The organism is Chryseobacterium sp. Bi04 (assembly GCF_918698085.1).
GTDB lineage: Bacteria > Bacteroidota > Bacteroidia > Flavobacteriales > Weeksellaceae > Chryseobacterium.
On sequence record NZ_CAKKLP010000005.1, the window covers coordinates 22,910 to 42,563 of the forward strand.

Consider the following 19,654-nt stretch of genomic DNA (forward strand, 5'->3'; position numbering starts at 1 on the left):
CAGAATCTTACAATTAATAATCTTATGGATTGATATTTATGAAAATAATATTTTCTTAAAAGCCTCCGAAGCCAAATGTACCTGTACACTCCAGTCATCAGCTGCATCACTTCCTGCATCATCAGAAATGTATTTCAGGCATAGAAACGGAATGTTTTCTTTTTGGGCAATAAGCGCCAACGGATAGGCTTCCATATCCACAATATTATAATCTGTCTCAGAATGATTCATTTCAAAACTGTCGCCACTCCCACAGATTCCTTCTTGTAAAGCATCCATTTTAAGTCCATATTCCAATACAGGAGGTACTCCTGACAGCGGAGTCTCATAGAGTTGAAATCCAAGACCTCTTACATCCATATCCCGCTGGATAAATTTTGTACAGCATACCACTTCTCCTTTATGAAATCCTTTACTCCCTGCCGAACCCAAATTGACAATCAGTTTTGGTTTTCTAAGATGAATTTCTTTGGTCAATTCTATAGCTGCATTGACCTTTCCAATTCCTGTTACCAATTTATTTTTTTCGTCAAATACAGTTCCTGCTTCTGAGTCTAATGCAAAAACAAAAAGGGTATCTGCAATGGGATAATGAGCTTCGTTATTAATTTTTATCATAGAGAAATGAGATGTATACCTGTTTATAGAGTCTTACAAAGATACAGTTTTCCTGTATTTTGTAAATATTATAAACCCTGAAACTTTTCTTTAATTAGTTATAGGTTGGGGAGTTTCCATAAATGATATCTGTTAAGGATAATTTAAACGCAAAGTTTTATATCTAAGTGTAAGACTTTGAGAGAGCAAAGATTAAAATCAATAGAATTGATTTTCTTAAGCGTATGTAAATAAGAAATAATGGACTATTCTCAGGTTGTTAATAATTTTCATAATCACTATTAACTGTTTTGTTATGCAAGTTAGCAAAAATAAAACCCGGAAAGTTCTGAACTATTCCGGGGTTAATATTGAACTTGTTTAAACTTTTTATTTTTAACCACAAATCGAAGATTCGACATATTCAAAAGTCACAAAGTTTATTGAATACTTAAGTTTAATAAAGCTGTGAAGCTAAGCCTCACTAAAGCTCACGTAAGTTTTTAAAAAATCAAAGATTTTTTGCTTAAGTGCACTTTTATATTTTCAATCAGTTTTAAACTTAAAATAACTAAAGTGTTTATAGCGTTTCATTCAGCTTTTGTGACTAAATTTTTACTTAGTTTAAATAGGTTTATCATTAAATGCTGCATCCATCAGCATCACACGAAGCACCACTGCCTCCTGAAATATCCTTAAAAGGACTTACCGTTTCTTTATAAGTCTGCTGAAGTGCTTCTTCAAAAGCTTCTACCGGCTGTGCTCCGGAAACAGCATATTTTCCATTCAGAACAAAGAACGGAACGCCGGAAACCCCGTTATTTCTGGCTTCCAGAATATCCTGGTTCACTTCATAATCCAACTGATCTGAAGTGACAGCCTGTCTTGCTTCTTCTTTATCAATTCCTAAGTTTTCTGCAAGAGAAACCAAAACTTCCGTGTCCCCTACATTCTTACCATCGATAAAATGAGCGATGAATAAAGCTTCTTCCATCTCATTAGACTTGTTGTACTTCTTAGACAAATGAAGCAATTTGTGGGCACTGAAAGTATTGGTGATCAGAGCTTTTTCAAAATTAAAATCAATTCCTGCTCCTTTTCCCATCTGGGCAACCTGGCTGATCATTTGGGTTGCCTGTGCTTCAGGAAATCCTTTCTTTTCTCTAAAATATTCAATTGTATTCTGAGTTTGCTTTGGGTCCAGACTTGGATCCAGTTGGAAACTCTTCCACTCTACTTCTACTTCATCTTTAAAAGGAAGTTTGTTCAGCGCTTGTTCAAAATTATTTTTTCCGATATAACAAAACGGACACATCACGTCCGACCATATTTCTATTTTCATTGTAGGTATTTTATGAAATTTACTACTGCAAAGATACGAATTTATTTTAATGTAATAAAATTTGTTACAGTTTATTCTTTACAGGGTATTGTAGGCTGGCTCCGTTTTTCATACAGTCCTTTTAAGATCATCATGGAAAATGCAAGAAGTCCAAAAATAACTCCAACCCAGGGTGTAAAGACGACTCCTTTTGTGACAATAATCCAACCTCCGATAGTTGTTCCTAAAGTAACCCCTAAATTTCCAAATGATGTTGCCAGGCTGTTGGCAAATTCTAAAGAACCCGGAGCTGCTGATATCATATAAGTAGAAGCATTCAAAAAGCTTGGGGAATAAAGAAATCCCCAAATCCCTATGACCAGAATAGTGCCTATCATATTTCCGTCTGAAATGTATAACAGGATAGGCACTAAAATGGTTCCGGAGAGGAAAAATGCCGTTGTTACGGCTACATTTTTATTAAGCATTTTCCCGGCAATCCAGTTGGCGAAAATTCCAATCGTTCCAAAAACCAGCAGCATATAACTTATCATTGTAGTATCCATGCCTTTTGCTTTGTTAAGGTAGTCTGCAAAATAGCTGTACGTAGAAAACCAGGCTGTAATCATAAAAAAATTAGTCAATGTACTTAAGACAAAAGAAGGCTGAGTAAGTATACTTACCTGACTTCCAAAAGATTTCTTCTCCTGTACCGGCATTGACGGTAACAGAAACTGAATCGTAATAAGTGCTATTAAACTTACTGCAGTCTGAATCATAAAAGAATATTCCCATGACCAAAGGCCGGAAACCCACGTAGCAAAGGGAACTGTGGTTACCATAGCGATAGCAACTCCATTGAAAACAATGCTCATCAGCCCGTTTTTTTTATGTTCTTCGGCCTGAGATACGGCTACAGACAGAGCAGATGCAATATACACAGGCTGTAGAAATGCAGGAAGAATTCTAACAATCATCAGCAGCCAAAATGGCGGTGAAAATGAAGAAACAAATCCTGTAACCAAAAACATAAAAATAGCAGCCAACATTATTTTTTTCCGGTCAAACCCTGAGGTAAGCAATGTCATAAAGGGTCCCGTAAGAGCAATTACCAGGGCAAAAGCACTCAACAGATAGCCTGCTTTATCAATACTGATACTGTAATGTTCTGCAATCTGAGGAAGAATACCAATGACCCCAAACTCTGTTGTGATAACTGCAATAAATCCCAGACAGCCTATATAAGCATACTTTTTCATAGCTGATTTTCATTAATCGTTTTAAAATTCTGCTGGGCAAATTCAGCGATTTCATTAATTGCGGATTGTGTTTCATCCAATACTTCTCCCATATGCATAAATCCATGAACCATATCGTTATAAAGGCTTTTTTTGACAGCAATACCTGCATTTTCCATGTTGCCGGCAAGCTGCTTTCCATCATCAATCAACGGATCGTGTTCTGCTAAAATAATCAGTGTGGGTGGAGTCTTTTTAAAATTTTCCAATAAAACAGGGATTGCCAAAGGATTGTTGGCCTGATCTTCAGGAAGATACCAGTTCCACGCCTGTATTCCTCCTTCTTTATTTAAAACAGGGCCGTTTTCGTACACTTTCCAGGAATTGGAAGTGAATGTATTGTCTGCAGCAGGGTAAATTAATACCTGAAACTTCAGCAGCGCTCCTACCTCCGTTGAAACAGCTGCTGCAAGTGCCCCTCCGGCACTGTCGCCTATAATTCCAATTTGATTTTGATCGATTCCTAAAGAATCAGCATGGTCTGCCACCCATTTTACAGCATCAATAGTATCATTAAGTCCCGCAGGAAAAGGATGCTCAGGAGCAAGACGGTAATCTACAAAAATAATGACAGAACCGGTTTTATTGGCTAGCTTACGGGCAACAGCATCGTGAGTTTCATATCCTCCGGCAATAAACCAACCCCCGTGTACATAAATAATGGCGGATGATTTCTGAGCTGTTTTTCCCTTAGGGCGATAAATACGGATGGGAATCTGATAATTTTCCTTCGGAATATTCAATTCTTCAATCATAGTCACGATTTCCTTTTTCCCGCTAAGCTGAAGCGTCATTGTTTCAAGGTATTTTCGGGTATCATCTAATGGGCTCTGGGCATTAAATGACTGTATCTTTTCTAATTGATTTAAAATCCGATTGATTTGTGGTGTAAACTGCATTGTTATTTAATTTTGAATTACATTATTTCAGCAGGGAACTGTAGCGCTATCATTCCTTTATTGCTGTGTTTTTCTCTTTGATGATACAAAATTAAATTTCAAGCCTTACATTTGCACTGTATACAGTGAATTGTACGGTACTAACAAATTTGTAAGTAATGGGAAAAATAAAAGAAAATTCAACCAATAATATCAACAGGCAGTATATTCATGAATGTGATCTCACCTATGCTGTTTGTAAGATTGGAGGAAGATGGAAACTTCTGATTCTGGATAAGCTTAAAGACGGAAAACTGCGTTTCAGTGAACTTCGGAAATCAATTTCAGGAATAACAGAAAGGATGCTTACCCTGCAGCTGAGAGAACTGGAGAAAGAAGGCTTATTAAAAAGAACAGTTCATGCCGAGGTACCACCCCGAGTAGATTACGAACTCACTGATATTGCCAGAGAGCTTATCCCTATCTGGAACGAGCTAAGTAAATGGGGAGGAAAACATCGGGAATTGCTACAGGAACAGGTAGAAGTTTAGGAATAGCTTTATATCACAGGATAGTATAGAACTTCTTCTTATAAAAACAAAATCTCTAATCAATATTGATCAGCGATTTTTTATTATTGTATGAGTGTGATCTCAGTTTTTGTTGACTCTTTGACAAAAGAGGATATGGGCAATCAGTGCTAAAACGCCAAAGGTTGTTCCTACAAAACAAACCCCTGCCCACTGTGCTTTCTGCCATGCAACAGAAGCCAGCCAGGTACCTAATGATCCTCCAATGAAATAAGAAACCATATACACCGTATTGAGTCTGTTGACAGCATTGGATTTTATCAAAAAGTAATTGGTTTGGTTCATAATATGGCTGGACTGTACCCCTAGGTCTACAAGAATTACTCCTACAATCAGTCCCCAATAGGTTTCTCCGGCAAAATAGGTAAACCCCCAGCTTCCAATGACAATCAATAACGAATACAGTATAATCCGGTTGAGATCCAGATATTTTTGCAACTTTCCTACTTTCGCAGCTGCCAATGCGCCTACCGCTCCTGCCAGTCCGAAACTTCCTACCACTGAAGAGCCAGCATTAAAAGGCGGCTTTTCCATATGAAAAACCAAAGTAGTAAACAAAGCACACATAGACCCGAAAGCCATTGCTCCCCGGAATGACGCCAGCTGAAGAATAGGCTGTGTTTTGGCAAGATGAGCCACAGAACGCATCAGTTCTTTATAAGTGCCTTTGAAATTCGGATGCAGTTCCGGAAGCATTTTATAAACAGCCACCCAAACTAAAATCATTAAGCCTGCTGCAATTCCAAACATAGCTCTCCATCCCCAGACTTCCCCTACAATTCCGCCCACAAAACGGGAAAGTAGAATTCCTAATAACAGACCGGACATTACAAGCCCGATATTGCCAGCTTTCTCCTTATCTGATGATAGCTCTGCCGCAATGGGAACAAATAGCTGCGGGATAACAGATGTTGCTCCGATCAGTAGACTGGCTGCGTATAGCATCCATAACTGTGTGGCAAAAGTCATCCATAACAGGGATCCAAAAACAAGAAATAGATCAATTAAAATCAGTTTTTTACGGTAAAATTTATCTCCCAATGGGACAAGCAACAATAATCCCAGCGCATACCCAATCTGGGTAAGTACCGAGATCCTGCTCGCTGCACTTTCCGAAACATTAAGATCTTCAGAAATAAGGGCCAGCAAAGGCTGGTTATAGTAATTATTAGCTACCACAAGCCCGGAAATAATGGCCATCAGCCAGATTACAGTCCTTGAAATACCGTTAGAAGCGTTCTCCTGCATATTACAAATAAAATTAGAGTGGGTAGAAAATGATTTCGAATGATGGAGCCTGTCAGATCCGTCAGAAATATATTCTTTTTTTAAGAGTTCAAAGGTAGTCATTTTAATACAAGGAAATCATCTATTTAATCTGTCGGTGTAATAGATGATTTTTCTCAAAACTGCCTTTAATAAAGTATTTTTGAAGTATCAATCTGTTTTTATCTTACATTTGCCATACACACTTATTTATGAATGATATCGATTCTAAAGGGCAGATTCTAAAACGGTCTGCAGAAGCAAAAGAAATTTACCTCCCTCACCTTTCAGCGGATCCTGTTATTTTTGGTTTTGATCAGAATGAGCTGAAAGTTTTGCTGGCAAAAATGAATTATAAAAAACAATGGCTTCTTCCCGGAGGATATGTACGTAAGGATGAAGATCTGGATGAAGCCGTACTCAGAATCCTGGAATCCCGGACAGGTATAACCCATGTTTTTCTTGAAGAATTCGGGGTCTTCGGAAAGAAAAACAGAAGTGAGTCTTATTTTGAAGATTTTGATGACAGTCTTTTCCAGAAACAGCGGTTTATTTCGGTGGGCTATTATGCCCTGTACCACTCTTCTGAAATCAATCCGGTTGCTGACGAAATGAGTGAAACCTGTGAATGGATTTATTTAAGGCAGCTTCAGGAAATTGAGCTTGCTATGGATCACCGGGAAATCATTGAAAAGGCACTGCTGACTCTCAGGGAAAAAATTTCCTATAAACCTATCGGATATAATCTGCTTCCTGAAAAGTTTACCCTTCCCGAACTGCAAAAACTCTATGAAGCGATATTGGGTAAAACACTTAATCGCGGAAACTTTTACAGAAAGATTAAAAACTTAGGCATATTAAGAAAACTAGAAGAACAAAGACGTGGAGGAGCCCACAAATCTCCTGACCTTTATTCTTTTGATCAGGAAAACTATACAAAAGCGTTGAAAAATGGATTGAATAACTGGTAGATCATCTGTACGATTGCTTTTGTTGATGATCCTGATTGATGAAAAACCTTTGAACTTTTAGAAATATTGAAGAAATTTGCATCATGAAAATCATTCCCCTCAAAGAAGGTAATTTCTCAGCAAGCAAAACAAAAGATTTCAGTCTTTTAACATCAGAAAATTTTGATACGGCCAAAGGGATCAAAATGTCTGTACAGCCTTTTCTGATTATCACGGAAAATGACTATATCCTTCTGGATACTGGTATTGGATGGAAAAATGAGAATGAAGTCACTGTTGTTTCTGAAATCCTGAATAGAGAAAATATCAAACCGGAACAGGTTACAAAAGTACTGCTCTCCCATCTCCATAAAGACCATATAGAAGGTGCTGTAACAGCTACGGATTATGGTTTTGAACCTACCTTTCCGAATGCTGAAATTTACATTCAAAAGCGTGAGCTGGATTTTGCCATGGAGAATAAAGGGAATCCTTCTTTCGATTTCGGGATCCTGGAAAAACTGATCCAATTTCCTAATATTGTATGGATGCATGAAGATAAAGGGCAGATTACCGATGAGATAGCGTACGAAGTGGTTGGCGGTCATACCCCTTTTATGCAGGTTTTCTGGATCCGGGAAAACGGAGAAACGGCTTTTTACGGTGCTGATGATCTTCCCCAGGCCTCCTATTTAAAATATCACCTGGCTTACAAAAGTGATTTCGACGGCAGAAAGGCAATGGAGTTAAGGCTTACATGGGAAAAAGAAGCAAAAGAAAACCGTTGGAAAATACTCCTTTACCATGATCTGGACAAAGCTATTATAGAAATTTAAGTTCAAAAAAAAAATGGTTTAAATTTCATTAAACCATTTATAAATATCAAGCTCAGAAGGAATATTGAGTTTCTTTCTGATCCTGTTTTTCCTGTTTTGTATTGCTTTTGGAGTAACAAATATACATGTGGCTATTTCTTTTGTCGTCATATTAAGCTTCAGGTAAATACAAAAAATAGCTTCAGAATTTTTAAGGCCAGGCTGTATAGCAGACAATTTTTCGAAAAAATCAGGATAGACTAACCTGAACTTACTAAGTAAACGAGGAGAGTTTGCTTTAGCAAGTGCCATAATTTCGTCTTCTACAAGAATCTTCTGATTCAAATCCTCTAAATTGGATTCAGGTTTTTTGTTTTTCATAGTACGTTCTCATCTCTACTAAAGTCTGATGCAGCATTATTGTATGCATCAGTACAATATCTTTTTCTCTTATCAATTTCTGTTTTTACCATTCAGTACAGAAATTAAATAATTTTATGTATTAAAAGTTTTATTCTTTTTTCTAAATACAATTCAATAACAGCAATTATATTTTACCAGTATTGAGCTATCATGTTAAAATATTACACATATAGGATTACTATCATTTTTATACAGAGCAAAGAAAGAAAAAATGATTAAAATTCTATTAAAACAGTGTACCACATACATACCACGTTATGTTTTTAAGCAAAATATCATAACCGCTTTCATCAGGCGGTTTACCATTGTTTATGTCTCTTTATTTTAACATAATGTAAAAGTAGCAGATTCTTTGTTCACTTTTTATGATCCTGATCAATACCTTTCAATTTATTGATTTCATAAAAATGAATATTTGTGGTAGATATATGGTACCACATGGTGATAAAAACAAATAAAATAGATGTTTCTTTATTTTTTTTAAATGCAGCATTCCTGTTATCTATAAAAAGGTATTTAGGAATATTTTGAAGTTTAATCAGCTATAGTCACGAATATGATCAATGAAGATTTATTAACTTTTTTTGGAGCCGAAATAATAAACTATAAAGCGGGAGATCTCATTTTCCGTGAGCAGGAATATCCGATGTATTATTATCAGATTGAAAAAGGAAAAATTAAGCTTAACAACTATACTGAAGACGGAAAAGAATTTATTCAGAACCTATTTTCTGACGGCCACAGTTTTGGTGAGTCACTGTTATTTGTAGACCGTCCTTATCCTATGAACGCCGTAGCCATGGAAAAATCCTCTATCTTCAAAATGTCCAGAGAAAAGTTTTTAAGTTTAATAAGGGGCAATCCTGAGATTTCGCTGAATATTTATCAATGTCTTGCGGAAAGGATGTATTATAAATATATTATGCTTTACAATCTCTCTTTTCAAAGCCCCGTTTCAAAATTAAAATTGCTGCTGGATTACCTGAAAAGTTATCACGATGATAAAGCAGCCTATTCATTTCAGGTACCGCTTACCCGTCAACAGCTTGCCTCGCTTACCGGATTATGTGTAGAAACTGTTATACGTACCATCAAGCAAATGGAAAAAGATAATATTGTAAAGATTGAGAAAAGAAAAATCTATTATTAGGAAAGAAAACATCTATAAGAAGCTTCCTTTCCCTTAAATCAACTGAGTAGTCTGGGTGTAAAGACTGTTCTTACAGGTCAAGCTGTCTTTGAAATTCCTCTATATATTTTGCAAGATGAATACCGTCTGCCAACCCATGATGTGCCTCAACAGATACCGGCATGTATTTTTTTCCATCGCGGATATTAAATTTTCCAAAAGCAACCTTCGGAACCGATTCTGTTGTATTAAAATCTGTAGGATGTAAAATAGCGGTGAAAGAATTCCATGGAATAGTCGTATGCCTTACATGATCTTTTCCCAGCCTTTCATTGCTTAACCGAAGCCCTGATGATTGATGTACTCCTTTTATTTCTTCCTGCAGGGCAGCATTGAAAATTTCAAAATCTTCCGAAAAATGAGTAAAAGAAAAGCCAAAAGTACCGTCAGGCCTCCCAATAGTACTTCCCGCATGAACTGTATCAAACTGAATGACCTCTCCCTCTACTATTCTAAGCTTTAATTCTTCAACTGTATTGATAGCAACCATAGATTTATGGTAATAATAAGCGAAGAAAGAATACCCGTTTTCTTTAGCCGTTTCATAGGCTTTTGTGCAATCTACCTCCGTTGTAAAGCCAAGGTACGGACTTGCCATACCTGAAAAAAATTCAAAATGCTCCTTTCTGTTCCAACTTTCAATATCGACGATCTTCATTTATTTTTTATTTGCTGCAAATTTCAGAAAGTTTCTCGGTTTTTAAAAATTTCCTGTGAAAAATATAATAAAAACTTATTCGGTAAAGTTCCCTGGTTGGTTAATTTTTTGCTTCAGAATAAGAAAAATAAGATCATGGATATCCACAACGTAAAAGGAACTCATTGGTCAGCCAGAAAAGTTGATCATATTTATATTGTAAGCCTTAAAAACCATTCTAAAATTGTTGAAACTTTAACAGATTTTGTACGGGACCAGAATATTCAGACAGGAGAAATTACAGGAATAGGAGCTGTAAGTGAGGCTACCCTTCGTTTCTTTAATCCTTCAACAAAAAATTATGTTGATACAACTTTTAAAGAACAAATGGAAGTAACCAATATTTCAGGAAATGTTGCTGAAATAGAAGAAAAACTCACCCTTCACCTCCATATTACCCTGGGGAGAGAAGATTATACGGCTCTTGCCGGCCATCTGTTAGAAGCAACTATTCAGGGGGCTGCAGAATTTATTTTTTACCCGCTGTCTACCAGGGTAGTAAAAGTTAGAAATCAAGAAATAGGGATTAACCTCTATGATTTTGAGAAATAAGTTGCCAGTTGTTGCTGACAGTATTATTTGATGAAATATTATTTGAGGTTTGAGGCTCTGCTTGAGATTATCTAAACAGATTATCTTCAGCACGGCATGGCGATCTTAATTTGAGGCGATGTCTGATATGTTTAAAGCAGAAAAATGATCCCTTACTATAGAAAAAGGAGCGATTATTCCCGCTCCCTTTTTATATTGCTGTGTCTTTTAACAATAGAATTTTCACCATCATTTTATTTTAAGCTAAACTTCAGATGTTGTCTTCCCGTATTTTTTTTTAAAGGAATAATAAAAATGGGAAAGATTTTCAAAACCAAGATCCAGATAGATATCTGATGGCTTCTTTTGTTTGTACCTGATCAGATAATACGCTTCTTCCAGTCTTTTTTCCTTGAGCCATTGTTTGGGTGTTTTACTGAAAGTTTTATTAAAATCTCTCTTAAATCCTGAGAGACTTCGCCCTGTAAGCTTGGCAAAAGCCTCTACAGAGACGTTGAACATGAAATTTTTATTCATAAATTCTTTCAGGTCGATCTTATGAGGTTCTGAAAAATCAAACAGCAAATTCTTAAAATCCGGATTGCTTTGTAAAATAAGCTCTATAGCTTCCCTGATCTTTAAAATAGCAAGTCTCAGCGTCACTTCTTTTGTTTTATCAACATACGGAAGAAGAGACTGAAAATAACCTCTGAAAAAATCATCCGGTTCAAAAAATAATCTTTGATTACCCGCAAACGGAACATCCATAACAATTTTATTTTCTGTAGCATATTGCCGCAATGTTTCAAGATCAAGGGTAATTGATATAAACTGATACTTCTCTTTTTCTGAAGGATATTTAATAGTTCTGATCAATTGATTTTTTCTGACCAGCACCACGGTATTTTCTTTAACAACAGTTTTTCCCTGATCATGAAAAGCATGCGTTTCTCCGGATATCTGAAATCCCAGAAAATGATCCGGAATAAATTCTTCATGTCCCCTGTACGTTTCAAAAGCACATGAATAAACCAGTTTATCAAAGATGATTTCAGAAGTATTCTCCATTGTACAAATATCTGAAAATTAAGCGATACCGGAAGCGCCTGCCGTTGCAATCTCTTTATCCTGCTCGGGACTTCCGCCTGAAGAGCCGATTGCTCCGATAATTTCTCCCTGAGTATTTTTAATAACTACTCCTCCGCCAATTGTTAACAGTCCCCCATTAGAATTCAGCATTCCATAGCCATGCATGTCAGCTCCGGTAATAATACTGCCCATAATATCGCTGTCAACACCAAACATAACAGCAGTCTTTGCCTTTTTCACTGCAAAATCAATCACCCCATATACACTGTCTAACCTTGCAAAAGAAACCAGATGTCCCCCGGTATCCACCACGGCAATGCTTACAGGAATATTCAGCGTTTTTGCTTTCCGGACAGCTGCTTTTAATGCTTTTTCTGCCAGATCATAACTGATTCCCATATGATTAACTTTTTGCCGTCCATGCCTCAGCCTGAAGCTGTTTTACAAAATCCTCCGTTTCTTTGGGATGTACATTTCTAAAATTGGAATGATCATCTAAAGCTACATTCACAATGCAGTCTGCCATAGATTGTGGATCTAACTGATGAGCCAGTGACTCTGCAGTACCGTCAAAGACAGATGGAGGCGTAAAGTTGGTCTCAGGATTATACCATCGGAAAATAGAGTCTACCCCACGGTCATTAAAGCCTGTTCCAAATACTCCAGGATTGCAGGTTGCAATTTTAATATTAAACTGGGCCAGTTCTGTTTTTAAACCTTCTGCAATAGATTCCATTGCATGTTTTGAGGCACAGTATGCAGCAACGTAAGGTACAGTCCACAGCCCACCCATAGAAGTGGTGAATACGATTTTACCCGGCTTCTTTTGTTCAATGAACTTTTTGACAAACCCCTGAGCCAGCTCCAGCCCACCAAATACATTCACATCAAACATAGAACGGATCAATTCCAGTGGCTGTTCAGCAATAGGGCCTCCTTCCATAATCCCGGCATTGCTGATTAAAATATCGATATCATATTTTTGATGGATATAAGCGATATCACGGGAATTGGTGACATCCAGTTTATCAACTGTAAGATCGATTCCCTTTTCTTTAGCTTCTCTGATTAAATCACTCATCTGAGGATAAACCTGAGCTGTGGCAATTACTTTGTGTCCTTTCTTTGCCAAATCAAAAGCAGCAATCTTCCCAAATCCGCTTGCTGCACCTGTAATCAAAATTGTTTTACTCATTGTATTCTTTTTTATGATGATACAAATTTCAAAGATTTGCGAAAGGTTACTATTGTTGTAAAGTTCAATTTTTTATTGCTGGAAAGTTCATCTGATGTATTGCGACTACAAGGTATTTTTTCATATTCCGGTTTAAAAGTAAACGGTTTATTGTAATTTGGTTAAGTTTTTGAAGGTCATTCTATAAAACCAATCACACCATTGAAATTAATCACATTTACTAAAAAAGGTATTTACTGTCCACAGGGAAAATTTTATATAGATCCCTGGAGGCCTGTAGATATGGCAGTCATTACCCATGGACATGCTGACCATGCCCGTTGGGGAATGAAAAAATACCTCTGTCATCATTTTACAAAACCGATCCTGTATCAAAGAATAGGATTGGATATTGAATGCCAGGGAGTAGAATATGGAGAAAAAATTAATATGAACGGTGTACAAGTGTCCCTTCATCCTGCGGGCCATATTATTGGTTCTGCACAGATCAGACTTGAATATAAAGGATATGTAACAGTTATTTCTGGTGATTATAAAGTTCAGTATGATGGGCTGAGTACCCCTTTTGAACTGGTAAGATGTAATGAATTTGTTACAGAGAGTACTTTTGGACTGCCTATTTACAATTGGTTAGAAGTTCAGGATTTAAATAAAAAACTTCAGAATTGGGTGCTAAAGAATAAAGAAAATAATAAAACTTCGGTGTTTATTGGATATTCTTTAGGAAAAGCCCAGCGGATTATGAAAGCTGTGGAAGGATTGGGAGAAATATATGTCCATTACTCCATTGGAAAATTGAATGAGGCTTTTGAAACTGTCGGAATCAAGCTTCCCGATTATACCATTGCAGATTTTAAAGAACGTCCAAAAGAGATGGAACACGAAATTGTTATTGTTCCGCCGGCTTTACTGGACAGCAATATCATTAAAAAAATTCCTGATCCGGCAACGGCCCTATGTTCAGGATGGATGCAGGTGCGGGGTGCCCGAAGATGGCGGAGTGCAGATGCAGGATTTGCTATGAGTGACCATGCAGACTGGAAGGGGCTTTTGCAGACCGTAAAAGCTACAGAAGCCGAAATTGTTCATGTTACCCATGGACAGACTGAAATATTTTCAAAATATCTGAATGAAATTGGCATTCATGCCGATGTGGTGGAAACTCTTTTTGGTGAAGATGATGAAGAAACAGAAAAGGTAAACCCTGAAAACCCTGAAGTATGAGACATTTTGCAGATCTGATCAATGCTTTGGAAACAACCAATAAAACCAATGCTAAGATTGAGGCCATCCTTGATTATCTGGAACGTTCTCCGGATGATGATAAGCTATGGTTTATTGCTTTATTTACAGGCAAAAGGCCCAAGAGAAATGTTAACACCAATTACATGAAAGAATGGGTTTTGGAAATAACTAAACTTCCATTCTGGCTATTTCAGGAATCTTATTCTTCTGTAGGAGACCTTGGAGAAACAATTTCACTGATCCTTCCTCCGCCTCAGGAAAAAATTGACCGTACTTTATCACAGTGGATGAACGAAATTGTTCATTTAAAAGATAAAACAGAGGCAGAAAAGAAAGCATTTGTTCTGAACTCATGGAACGGTCTGGACTATACGGAACGGCTGATCTTCAATAAATTAATAGGGGGAAGCTTCCGCATCGGTGTTTCAGATAAAACATTAATCAATGCCCTGACAAAATTCTCGGGACAAGAATCCAGTGTACTGATGCATAGCCTTATGGGAAAATGGAAGCCTGATGAAGTTTCTTTTAAAGAATTAATTTCTGCTGAAAATATCAACCCGGATAATTCAAAACCCTATCCGTTCTGCCTTGCCTATCCATTAGAAAAAGAACCTGACCAGCTGGGAGACCCTCATGAATGGCTGGTGGAATATAAATGGGATGGAATACGGGGACAGATCATCCGCAGGAATGATGAAGTCTTTATATGGTCCAGAGGAGAAGAGCTTGTCACAGAACAGTTTCCGGAAATTGCAGATACTGTAAAAGCCATGAAAGGCAACTTTGTTTTAGATGGAGAAATACTTGCGGTAAAGGATGGTAAAGTTTTAAATTTCAATGAGTTACAGAAAAGATTAAACAGAAAGAATTTAACTAAAAAAATGATATCGGAAATCCCTGTAGAAGTATTCGTTTATGACCTCCTGGAGCTTGAAAATAATGACCTGCGGGAGAAACCTATTTCTTCAAGAAGGGCAATGCTGGAAGAGTTAATACTCAATGAAGATCCTGAAAACATTACCATTTCCAGAAATATTGATTTTGAGAAATGGGAAGAATTAAATGCTATACGGGAAAATTCAAGGGCTATTAACAGTGAAGGATTAATGCTGAAGCAAATGAACTCTCCCTATCACTCCGGGCGGAAAAAAGGAGATTGGTGGAAATGGAAGATTAATCCGTTTACCATTGATGCCGTTTTAATCTATGCCCAAAAAGGCAGTGGCAGGAGAAGTGCTTACTATACCGACTACAGTTTTGCTGTAAAAAACGGAGATGCTCTGGTAACCATAGCAAAAGCCTATTCCGGGCTTACGGATAAAGAAATTATGGAAGTCAGCCGGTTTGTAAACAAAAATGCGATTGAAAAATTTGGTCCGGTGCGAACCGTAAAAGCAGAGCTTGTTTTTGAAATCGCTTTTGAAGGAATAGGGTTCAGTAACCGTCATAAAAGTGGTGTAGCGTTAAGGTTTCCCAGAATTGTAAGATGGCGGAAAGATAAAACGGTAGATGAAATTGATAGTCTTGAAGAAATAAAAAAATTAATACAGTAATTTGGCAGCTTTTGAACATACCGACGGATTTACAATCATTCAGCAATGGATGGCTGGAAAAAATAGGTCACCATTTAAGTTCCAAACGGATACATGGCGGAAATTTGGAAGCGGATATAGCGGAATGGTGATAGCCCCTACTGGTTTTGGTAAAACATTTTCTGTTTTTTTAGCCTTGGTTTCCGATTTCCTGAATCACCCTGAAAATTACAGAAAGGGCTTGCAGATGATATGGATTACTCCTCTCCGATCCTTGTCTAAAGATATTGCAAAAGCTATGCAGGAAGCAGTTGATGAAATTGGGCTGGACTGGGCCGTAGGAGTAAGAAATGGGGATACAGATCCAAAAGTAAGGCAACAACAGGTAAAAAAAATGCCCGAAATTCTTGTGGTAACTCCGGAAAGCCTGCATCTTCTGCTGGCACAGAAAAATAACGGAGCTTTTTTCCGGGATTTGAAAACTGTTGTTACTGATGAATGGCACGAACTTCTGGGTTCAAAACGCGGGGTAATGATAGAATTGGGGATTTCACAGCTTAGAAAGTATGTTCCCAAAATTAAAATATGGGGAATCACGGCTACCATTGGAAACCTTGATGAAGCCATGGAAGTTCTTATTCCCTATGGCATAAAAAAAGTAAAAATTACCGCCAAGGAACACAAAAAAATAGACATCATTCCAGTGTTCCCGGATGAAATAGAAATATTACCGTGGGCCGGGCATCTTGGGAATAAATTGGCAGATAAAGTAGTCCCTATTATTCTCGATTCAAAATCAACCATTGTTTTTACCAATACCCGAAGCCAAAGTGAGATGTGGTACCAATTGCTGCTGGACGCTTATCCGGACTTTGCCGGACAGATAGCCATTCATCACAGTTCTATTGATGCCCATCTCAGAATCTGGATTGAAGAAAACTTAAGCTCAGGAAAGTTAAAAGCCGTAGTTTCTACTTCATCTTTAGATTTGGGAATAGATTTTAAACCCGTAGATACCGTCATTCAGATTGGCTCAGCAAAGGGTGTAGCAAGGTTTTTACAACGTGCCGGACGAAGCGGACACTCCCCTTTTGAAACTTCTAAAATCTATTGTGTCCCAACGCATTCTTTAGAACTGATTGAAGTGTCGGCTTTAAAAGAAGCTGTAAAACAGAAAGTTGTAGAACCCAGAGAACCTCAGGTTCTTTGTTTTGATGTTCTGGTTCAGTTTCTGATGACTCTGGCAGTAGGTGATGGCTTTTATCCTGATGAATTATATGAGAGGATCAAAAAAGTATATGCTTTTCAGGAAATAATGGACGAAGAATGGAAAGGTATTCTTGAATTTCTTACTATCGGTGGCAACGTTTTAAAAAACTACGAAGAATTCCACAAAATCGTTATTATGGAAGACGGTTTATACAAAGTAACTTCCCGGAAAATAGCCATGCTTCACCGGATGAATATGGGAGTAATTGTGAGTGATGCCATGCTGAAGGTAAAATTTATTTCCGGTGGGTATGTGGGAATGATTGAGGAATATTTTATCTCAAAACTGAAAAAAGAAGAGAAATTTATTTTAGCAGGCCGTACACTGGAAGTAGCCATGATAAAAGATATGACTGTCTATGTAAGGTCAGCAAAAGGAAAAGCCCTGGTGCCAAGCTATCTGGGTGGAAGATTACCTTTAAGCTCCAATCTGGGACATTTTTTGAGGGAGAAACTTTCGCATGCTTTAAGTCCTAAAGCTTCGGAAAAAGAACTGAAATTCCTGCATCCGCTGTTAGTAAACCAGGAAACCAGCTCTCATATTCCCAAAGAAGATGAGTTTTTGGTGGAAATGATCAGGAATCGTGAAGGGTATCATTTATTTATGTATCCGTTTGAAGGAAGGCTGGTTCATGAAGTAATGGCAGCATTAATTGCTTACCGTATTTCCAAGCTGGCTCCTATTTCCTTTTCAATGGCCATGAATGATTATGGATTTGAGCTATTCAGCGATAAGGAAATCCCTCTTAACGATGAAAATCTACCCTCTATCTTAACAAGGGATAACCTTATGAATGATGTGATTGCCAGTATTAATTCCGCAGAAATGGCAAGAAGGAAATTCCGGGATATTGCAGTGATCTCAGGAATGGTTATTCAAAATTATGCAGGTAAACAACGGTCCAACAAATCATTACAAAGTTCTGCAGGTCTTATTTTTAAAGTACTTGAAGATTATGATCCCAATCATTTCCTTATCAAACAGGCTTATACTGAGGTTTTTAATATGCAGCTTCAGGAACAGCGTCTTGTAGAGGCATTCAAAAGAATTGAAAAATCTGAAATTATTTTAAAACATTCCCGTTCATTCACCCCGCTAAGCTTTCCGATAAAAGTAGACAGCCTGAGGCAAACGCTTTCCAGTGAAGGGCTGGATGCAAGGATCAGAAGAATGCTGAAACTTTAACGGAGATGTTTTTACATTAAAACCTATTACAAGTCTAACAGAACATCTCTGAAACTGTGATGCTTTTTTATAGTTAAAAATCTTTGATACGTTTAATAATCATCGTACCTTAGAGTACCTTCTTTGAAGATTAAATATTGTATAAATAATGGCAAAATTGTTCCTGGTCCGTCACGGGCAGTCACTCTGGAATCTTGAAAACAGATTTACAGGCTGGCAAGATATAGATATTACTGATGCAGGCATTGAAGAAGCTAAAAAGGCTGCTATTATCTTAAAAAAAGAAAAAATAGATATCGCTTTTACCTCTGTACTGATCAGAGCACAGCATACCCTTACCATCATTCTGGATGAAATAGGAAAACCCAATATTCCGGTTATAAAAGATAAAGCACTTAATGAACGTTCCTACGGAGATCTTGAAGGATTTAATAAAGCTGAGACAGCATTGAAATATGGAGATGAACAGGTGCACACCTGGCGAAGATCTTACGATGTGGTTCCTCCGGGCGGAGAAAGCCTTAAAGATACCTACAACCGGGTAATTCCTTACTTTGAAACCCAAATTGCCCCTTTGCTGAAAGAAGGGAAAAATGTATTGATCGTAGCTCATGGAAACAGCCTCCGTTCACTTATTATGTACCTGGAACATTTATCACCGGAAGAAATTCTGGAAAGGGAAATTGCTACAGGAATTCCCGTCACATATATTTTCGATGAATATTTTCATGTAAGCAGAAAAGATACCTGATATTTGTGATCTTATAACTCCCTGCAGATTACACTTTAAAACTCTTAGCTCATAACTCATAACTCATAACTCTTAACTCATAACTCTTAACTCATCACCCGTGTTTATAGCTACCAGAAATATTTTTATACAAAACGAGACTTTTACTTTAACCAATCAACGGGCAGCATTTTGGGAAAAGGAAAAAGCATTGGTCCTTTCTGATCTTCATATAGGAAAGACGGCTCATTTCCGTAAAAACGGGATTGCCCTGGCCAACCATATCATGAAGAGCGATCTGGAAAGATTATCAGCACTTATTGAATGCTTTCAGCCGGAAAAATTTATTGTAGTCGGTGACCTGCTTCATGCAGGAGATAATTCTGATGTAGATGAATTCTGTACCTGGAGAAATCAATATCCTGATATAGAGTTTTATCTTGTTGAAGGAAATCATGACCGGATTTCAAAATCTCTTGAGAAGAAACTTTGCTTACATTATAAAACCCCGGTACTCACTATGAATGGAATTTCCTTTATTCACGATTTTGATGCAGCAACATCAGGATTTCAGGTTACAGGGCATATTCACCCGGGAATTATTTTGAATTCTGCTGTAACAAGTATCAGACTCCCCTGTTTTGCCCTTAGCAGCAACCAGTTATTGTTACCGGCCTTTAGCAGGTTTACAGGATTGGATACTAAAAATCTGCCTGAGAAAAGTAAGTTCTACGCTTTTACAGACGCTGAAATTTACGAGGTTTAAAAAATAATTTAAATTCTATTAAAGTAGAATAAGGATAGTTTTGTTTCTTATTAAAAATTTGTTCCTTTGCAGTATACACTCAGT

Annotated in this window: 20 protein-coding genes; 10 read left to right on the forward strand and 10 right to left on the reverse strand. The window is 37.3% G+C overall.

All coding sequences use genetic code 11. The annotated features are described in order from the left end of the window. Positions 1–36: 36 nt before the first annotated feature. The 4 genes from LQV47_RS09640 to LQV47_RS09655 all read right to left on the reverse strand — a co-directional run bounded on the left by LQV47_RS09640 (position 37) and on the right by LQV47_RS09655 (position 4,115). Entirely contained in the window at positions 37–618 is a 582-nt protein-coding gene (locus LQV47_RS09640; protein ID WP_230036299.1) for a nucleosidase, read from the reverse strand. Between the two features lie 619 nt (positions 619–1,237). Further along, positions 1,238–1,939, reverse strand: coding sequence for a DsbA family oxidoreductase (locus LQV47_RS09645; protein WP_230036301.1), 702 nt, complete (start codon positions 1,937–1,939; stop codon positions 1,238–1,240). Between the two features lie 71 nt (positions 1,940–2,010). After that, the gene (locus tag LQV47_RS09650; RefSeq protein WP_230036303.1) at positions 2,011–3,177 is read right to left on the reverse strand and encodes an MFS transporter; all 1,167 of its coding nucleotides are present in this window, start codon (positions 3,175–3,177) and stop codon (positions 2,011–2,013) included. Further along, positions 3,174–4,115 (reverse strand): alpha/beta hydrolase, encoded by a 942-nt coding sequence (locus LQV47_RS09655; RefSeq protein WP_230036305.1) that lies wholly within the window; start codon positions 4,113–4,115, stop codon positions 3,174–3,176. Before LQV47_RS09655 ends, LQV47_RS09650 begins: the two co-directional genes overlap by 4 nt. A gap of 158 nt (positions 4,116–4,273) precedes the next feature. Between LQV47_RS09655 and LQV47_RS09660 the strand changes: the two genes are divergently transcribed. Further along, positions 4,274–4,645, forward strand: coding sequence for a winged helix-turn-helix transcriptional regulator (locus LQV47_RS09660; RefSeq protein ID WP_230036307.1), 372 nt, complete (start codon positions 4,274–4,276; stop codon positions 4,643–4,645). A gap of 102 nt (positions 4,646–4,747) precedes the next feature. Here LQV47_RS09660 and LQV47_RS09665 read toward each other — a convergent pair whose 3' ends face one another. Beyond that, positions 4,748–6,034 carry an MFS transporter gene (locus LQV47_RS09665; protein ID WP_230036309.1) on the reverse strand — a complete coding sequence of 429 codons (1,287 nt, stop codon included), beginning with the start codon at positions 6,032–6,034 and terminating at the stop codon, positions 4,748–4,750. 128 nt (positions 6,035–6,162) lie between these two features. Between LQV47_RS09665 and LQV47_RS09670 the strand changes: the two genes are divergently transcribed. Then, complete coding sequence (locus tag LQV47_RS09670; protein ID WP_230036311.1) at positions 6,163–6,921, forward strand: NUDIX domain-containing protein; 759 nt, start codon at positions 6,163–6,165, stop codon at positions 6,919–6,921. Between the two features lie 83 nt (positions 6,922–7,004). Further along, positions 7,005–7,736: an MBL fold metallo-hydrolase gene (locus tag LQV47_RS09675; RefSeq protein ID WP_230036313.1), complete on the forward strand. Its 732-nt coding sequence runs from the start codon at positions 7,005–7,007 to the stop codon at positions 7,734–7,736. Between the two features lie 18 nt (positions 7,737–7,754). On the opposite strand, the gene LQV47_RS09680 is transcribed toward LQV47_RS09675, so the two are convergent. Continuing rightward, entirely contained in the window at positions 7,755–8,096 is a 342-nt protein-coding gene (locus LQV47_RS09680; RefSeq protein WP_230036315.1) for a hypothetical protein, read from the reverse strand. A gap of 598 nt (positions 8,097–8,694) precedes the next feature. On the opposite strand from LQV47_RS09680, the gene LQV47_RS09685 reads away from it, so the two are divergent. Then, on the forward strand, positions 8,695–9,288 hold the full coding sequence (locus LQV47_RS09685; protein WP_230036317.1) for a Crp/Fnr family transcriptional regulator: 594 nt from the start codon (positions 8,695–8,697) through the stop codon (positions 9,286–9,288). 70 nt (positions 9,289–9,358) lie between these two features. On the opposite strand, the gene LQV47_RS09690 is transcribed toward LQV47_RS09685, so the two are convergent. Beyond that, positions 9,359–9,985, reverse strand: coding sequence for a chloramphenicol acetyltransferase (locus LQV47_RS09690; protein WP_230036319.1), 627 nt, complete (start codon positions 9,983–9,985; stop codon positions 9,359–9,361). 135 nt (positions 9,986–10,120) lie between these two features. Between LQV47_RS09690 and LQV47_RS09695 the strand changes: the two genes are divergently transcribed. Then, on the forward strand, positions 10,121–10,576 hold the full coding sequence (locus LQV47_RS09695) for a PPC domain-containing DNA-binding protein (protein WP_230036321.1): 456 nt from the start codon (positions 10,121–10,123) through the stop codon (positions 10,574–10,576). Between the two features lie 243 nt (positions 10,577–10,819). On the opposite strand, the gene LQV47_RS09700 is transcribed toward LQV47_RS09695, so the two are convergent. Genes LQV47_RS09700 through LQV47_RS09710 form a run of 3 tightly spaced genes read right to left on the reverse strand, consistent with a single transcriptional unit; the run spans position 10,820 to position 12,839 of the window. After that, a complete protein-coding gene (locus LQV47_RS09700; protein WP_230036323.1) occupies positions 10,820–11,623 on the reverse strand; it encodes an AraC family transcriptional regulator in 804 nt (267 codons plus the stop codon). A gap of 18 nt (positions 11,624–11,641) precedes the next feature. Then, positions 11,642–12,043: a heme-binding protein gene (locus LQV47_RS09705; RefSeq protein ID WP_230036325.1), complete on the reverse strand. Its 402-nt coding sequence runs from the start codon at positions 12,041–12,043 to the stop codon at positions 11,642–11,644. A 4-nt stretch (positions 12,044–12,047) separates the two neighbouring features. Beyond that, positions 12,048–12,839: an SDR family oxidoreductase gene (locus tag LQV47_RS09710; RefSeq protein WP_230036327.1), complete on the reverse strand. Its 792-nt coding sequence runs from the start codon at positions 12,837–12,839 to the stop codon at positions 12,048–12,050. Between the two features lie 201 nt (positions 12,840–13,040). On the opposite strand from LQV47_RS09710, the gene LQV47_RS09715 reads away from it, so the two are divergent. The 5 genes from LQV47_RS09715 to pdeM all read left to right on the forward strand — a co-directional run bounded on the left by LQV47_RS09715 (position 13,041) and on the right by pdeM (position 19,570). Continuing rightward, entirely contained in the window at positions 13,041–14,063 is a 1,023-nt protein-coding gene (locus LQV47_RS09715) for a ligase-associated DNA damage response exonuclease (protein ID WP_230036329.1), read from the forward strand. After that, complete coding sequence (locus LQV47_RS09720; protein ID WP_230036331.1) at positions 14,060–15,640, forward strand: ATP-dependent DNA ligase; 1,581 nt, start codon at positions 14,060–14,062, stop codon at positions 15,638–15,640. Before LQV47_RS09715 ends, LQV47_RS09720 begins: the two co-directional genes overlap by 4 nt. Position 15,641: 1 nt before the next feature. Next, positions 15,642–18,074: a ligase-associated DNA damage response DEXH box helicase gene (locus LQV47_RS09725; RefSeq protein WP_230036333.1), complete on the forward strand. Its 2,433-nt coding sequence runs from the start codon at positions 15,642–15,644 to the stop codon at positions 18,072–18,074. 148 nt (positions 18,075–18,222) lie between these two features. Beyond that, positions 18,223–18,825: a 2,3-diphosphoglycerate-dependent phosphoglycerate mutase gene (locus LQV47_RS09730; protein WP_230036335.1), complete on the forward strand. Its 603-nt coding sequence runs from the start codon at positions 18,223–18,225 to the stop codon at positions 18,823–18,825. Positions 18,826–18,925: 100 nt separating this feature from the next. Further along, on the forward strand, positions 18,926–19,570 hold the full coding sequence (gene pdeM / locus LQV47_RS09735) for a ligase-associated DNA damage response endonuclease PdeM (protein WP_230036337.1): 645 nt from the start codon (positions 18,926–18,928) through the stop codon (positions 19,568–19,570). Positions 19,571–19,654: the final 84 nt, after the last annotated feature.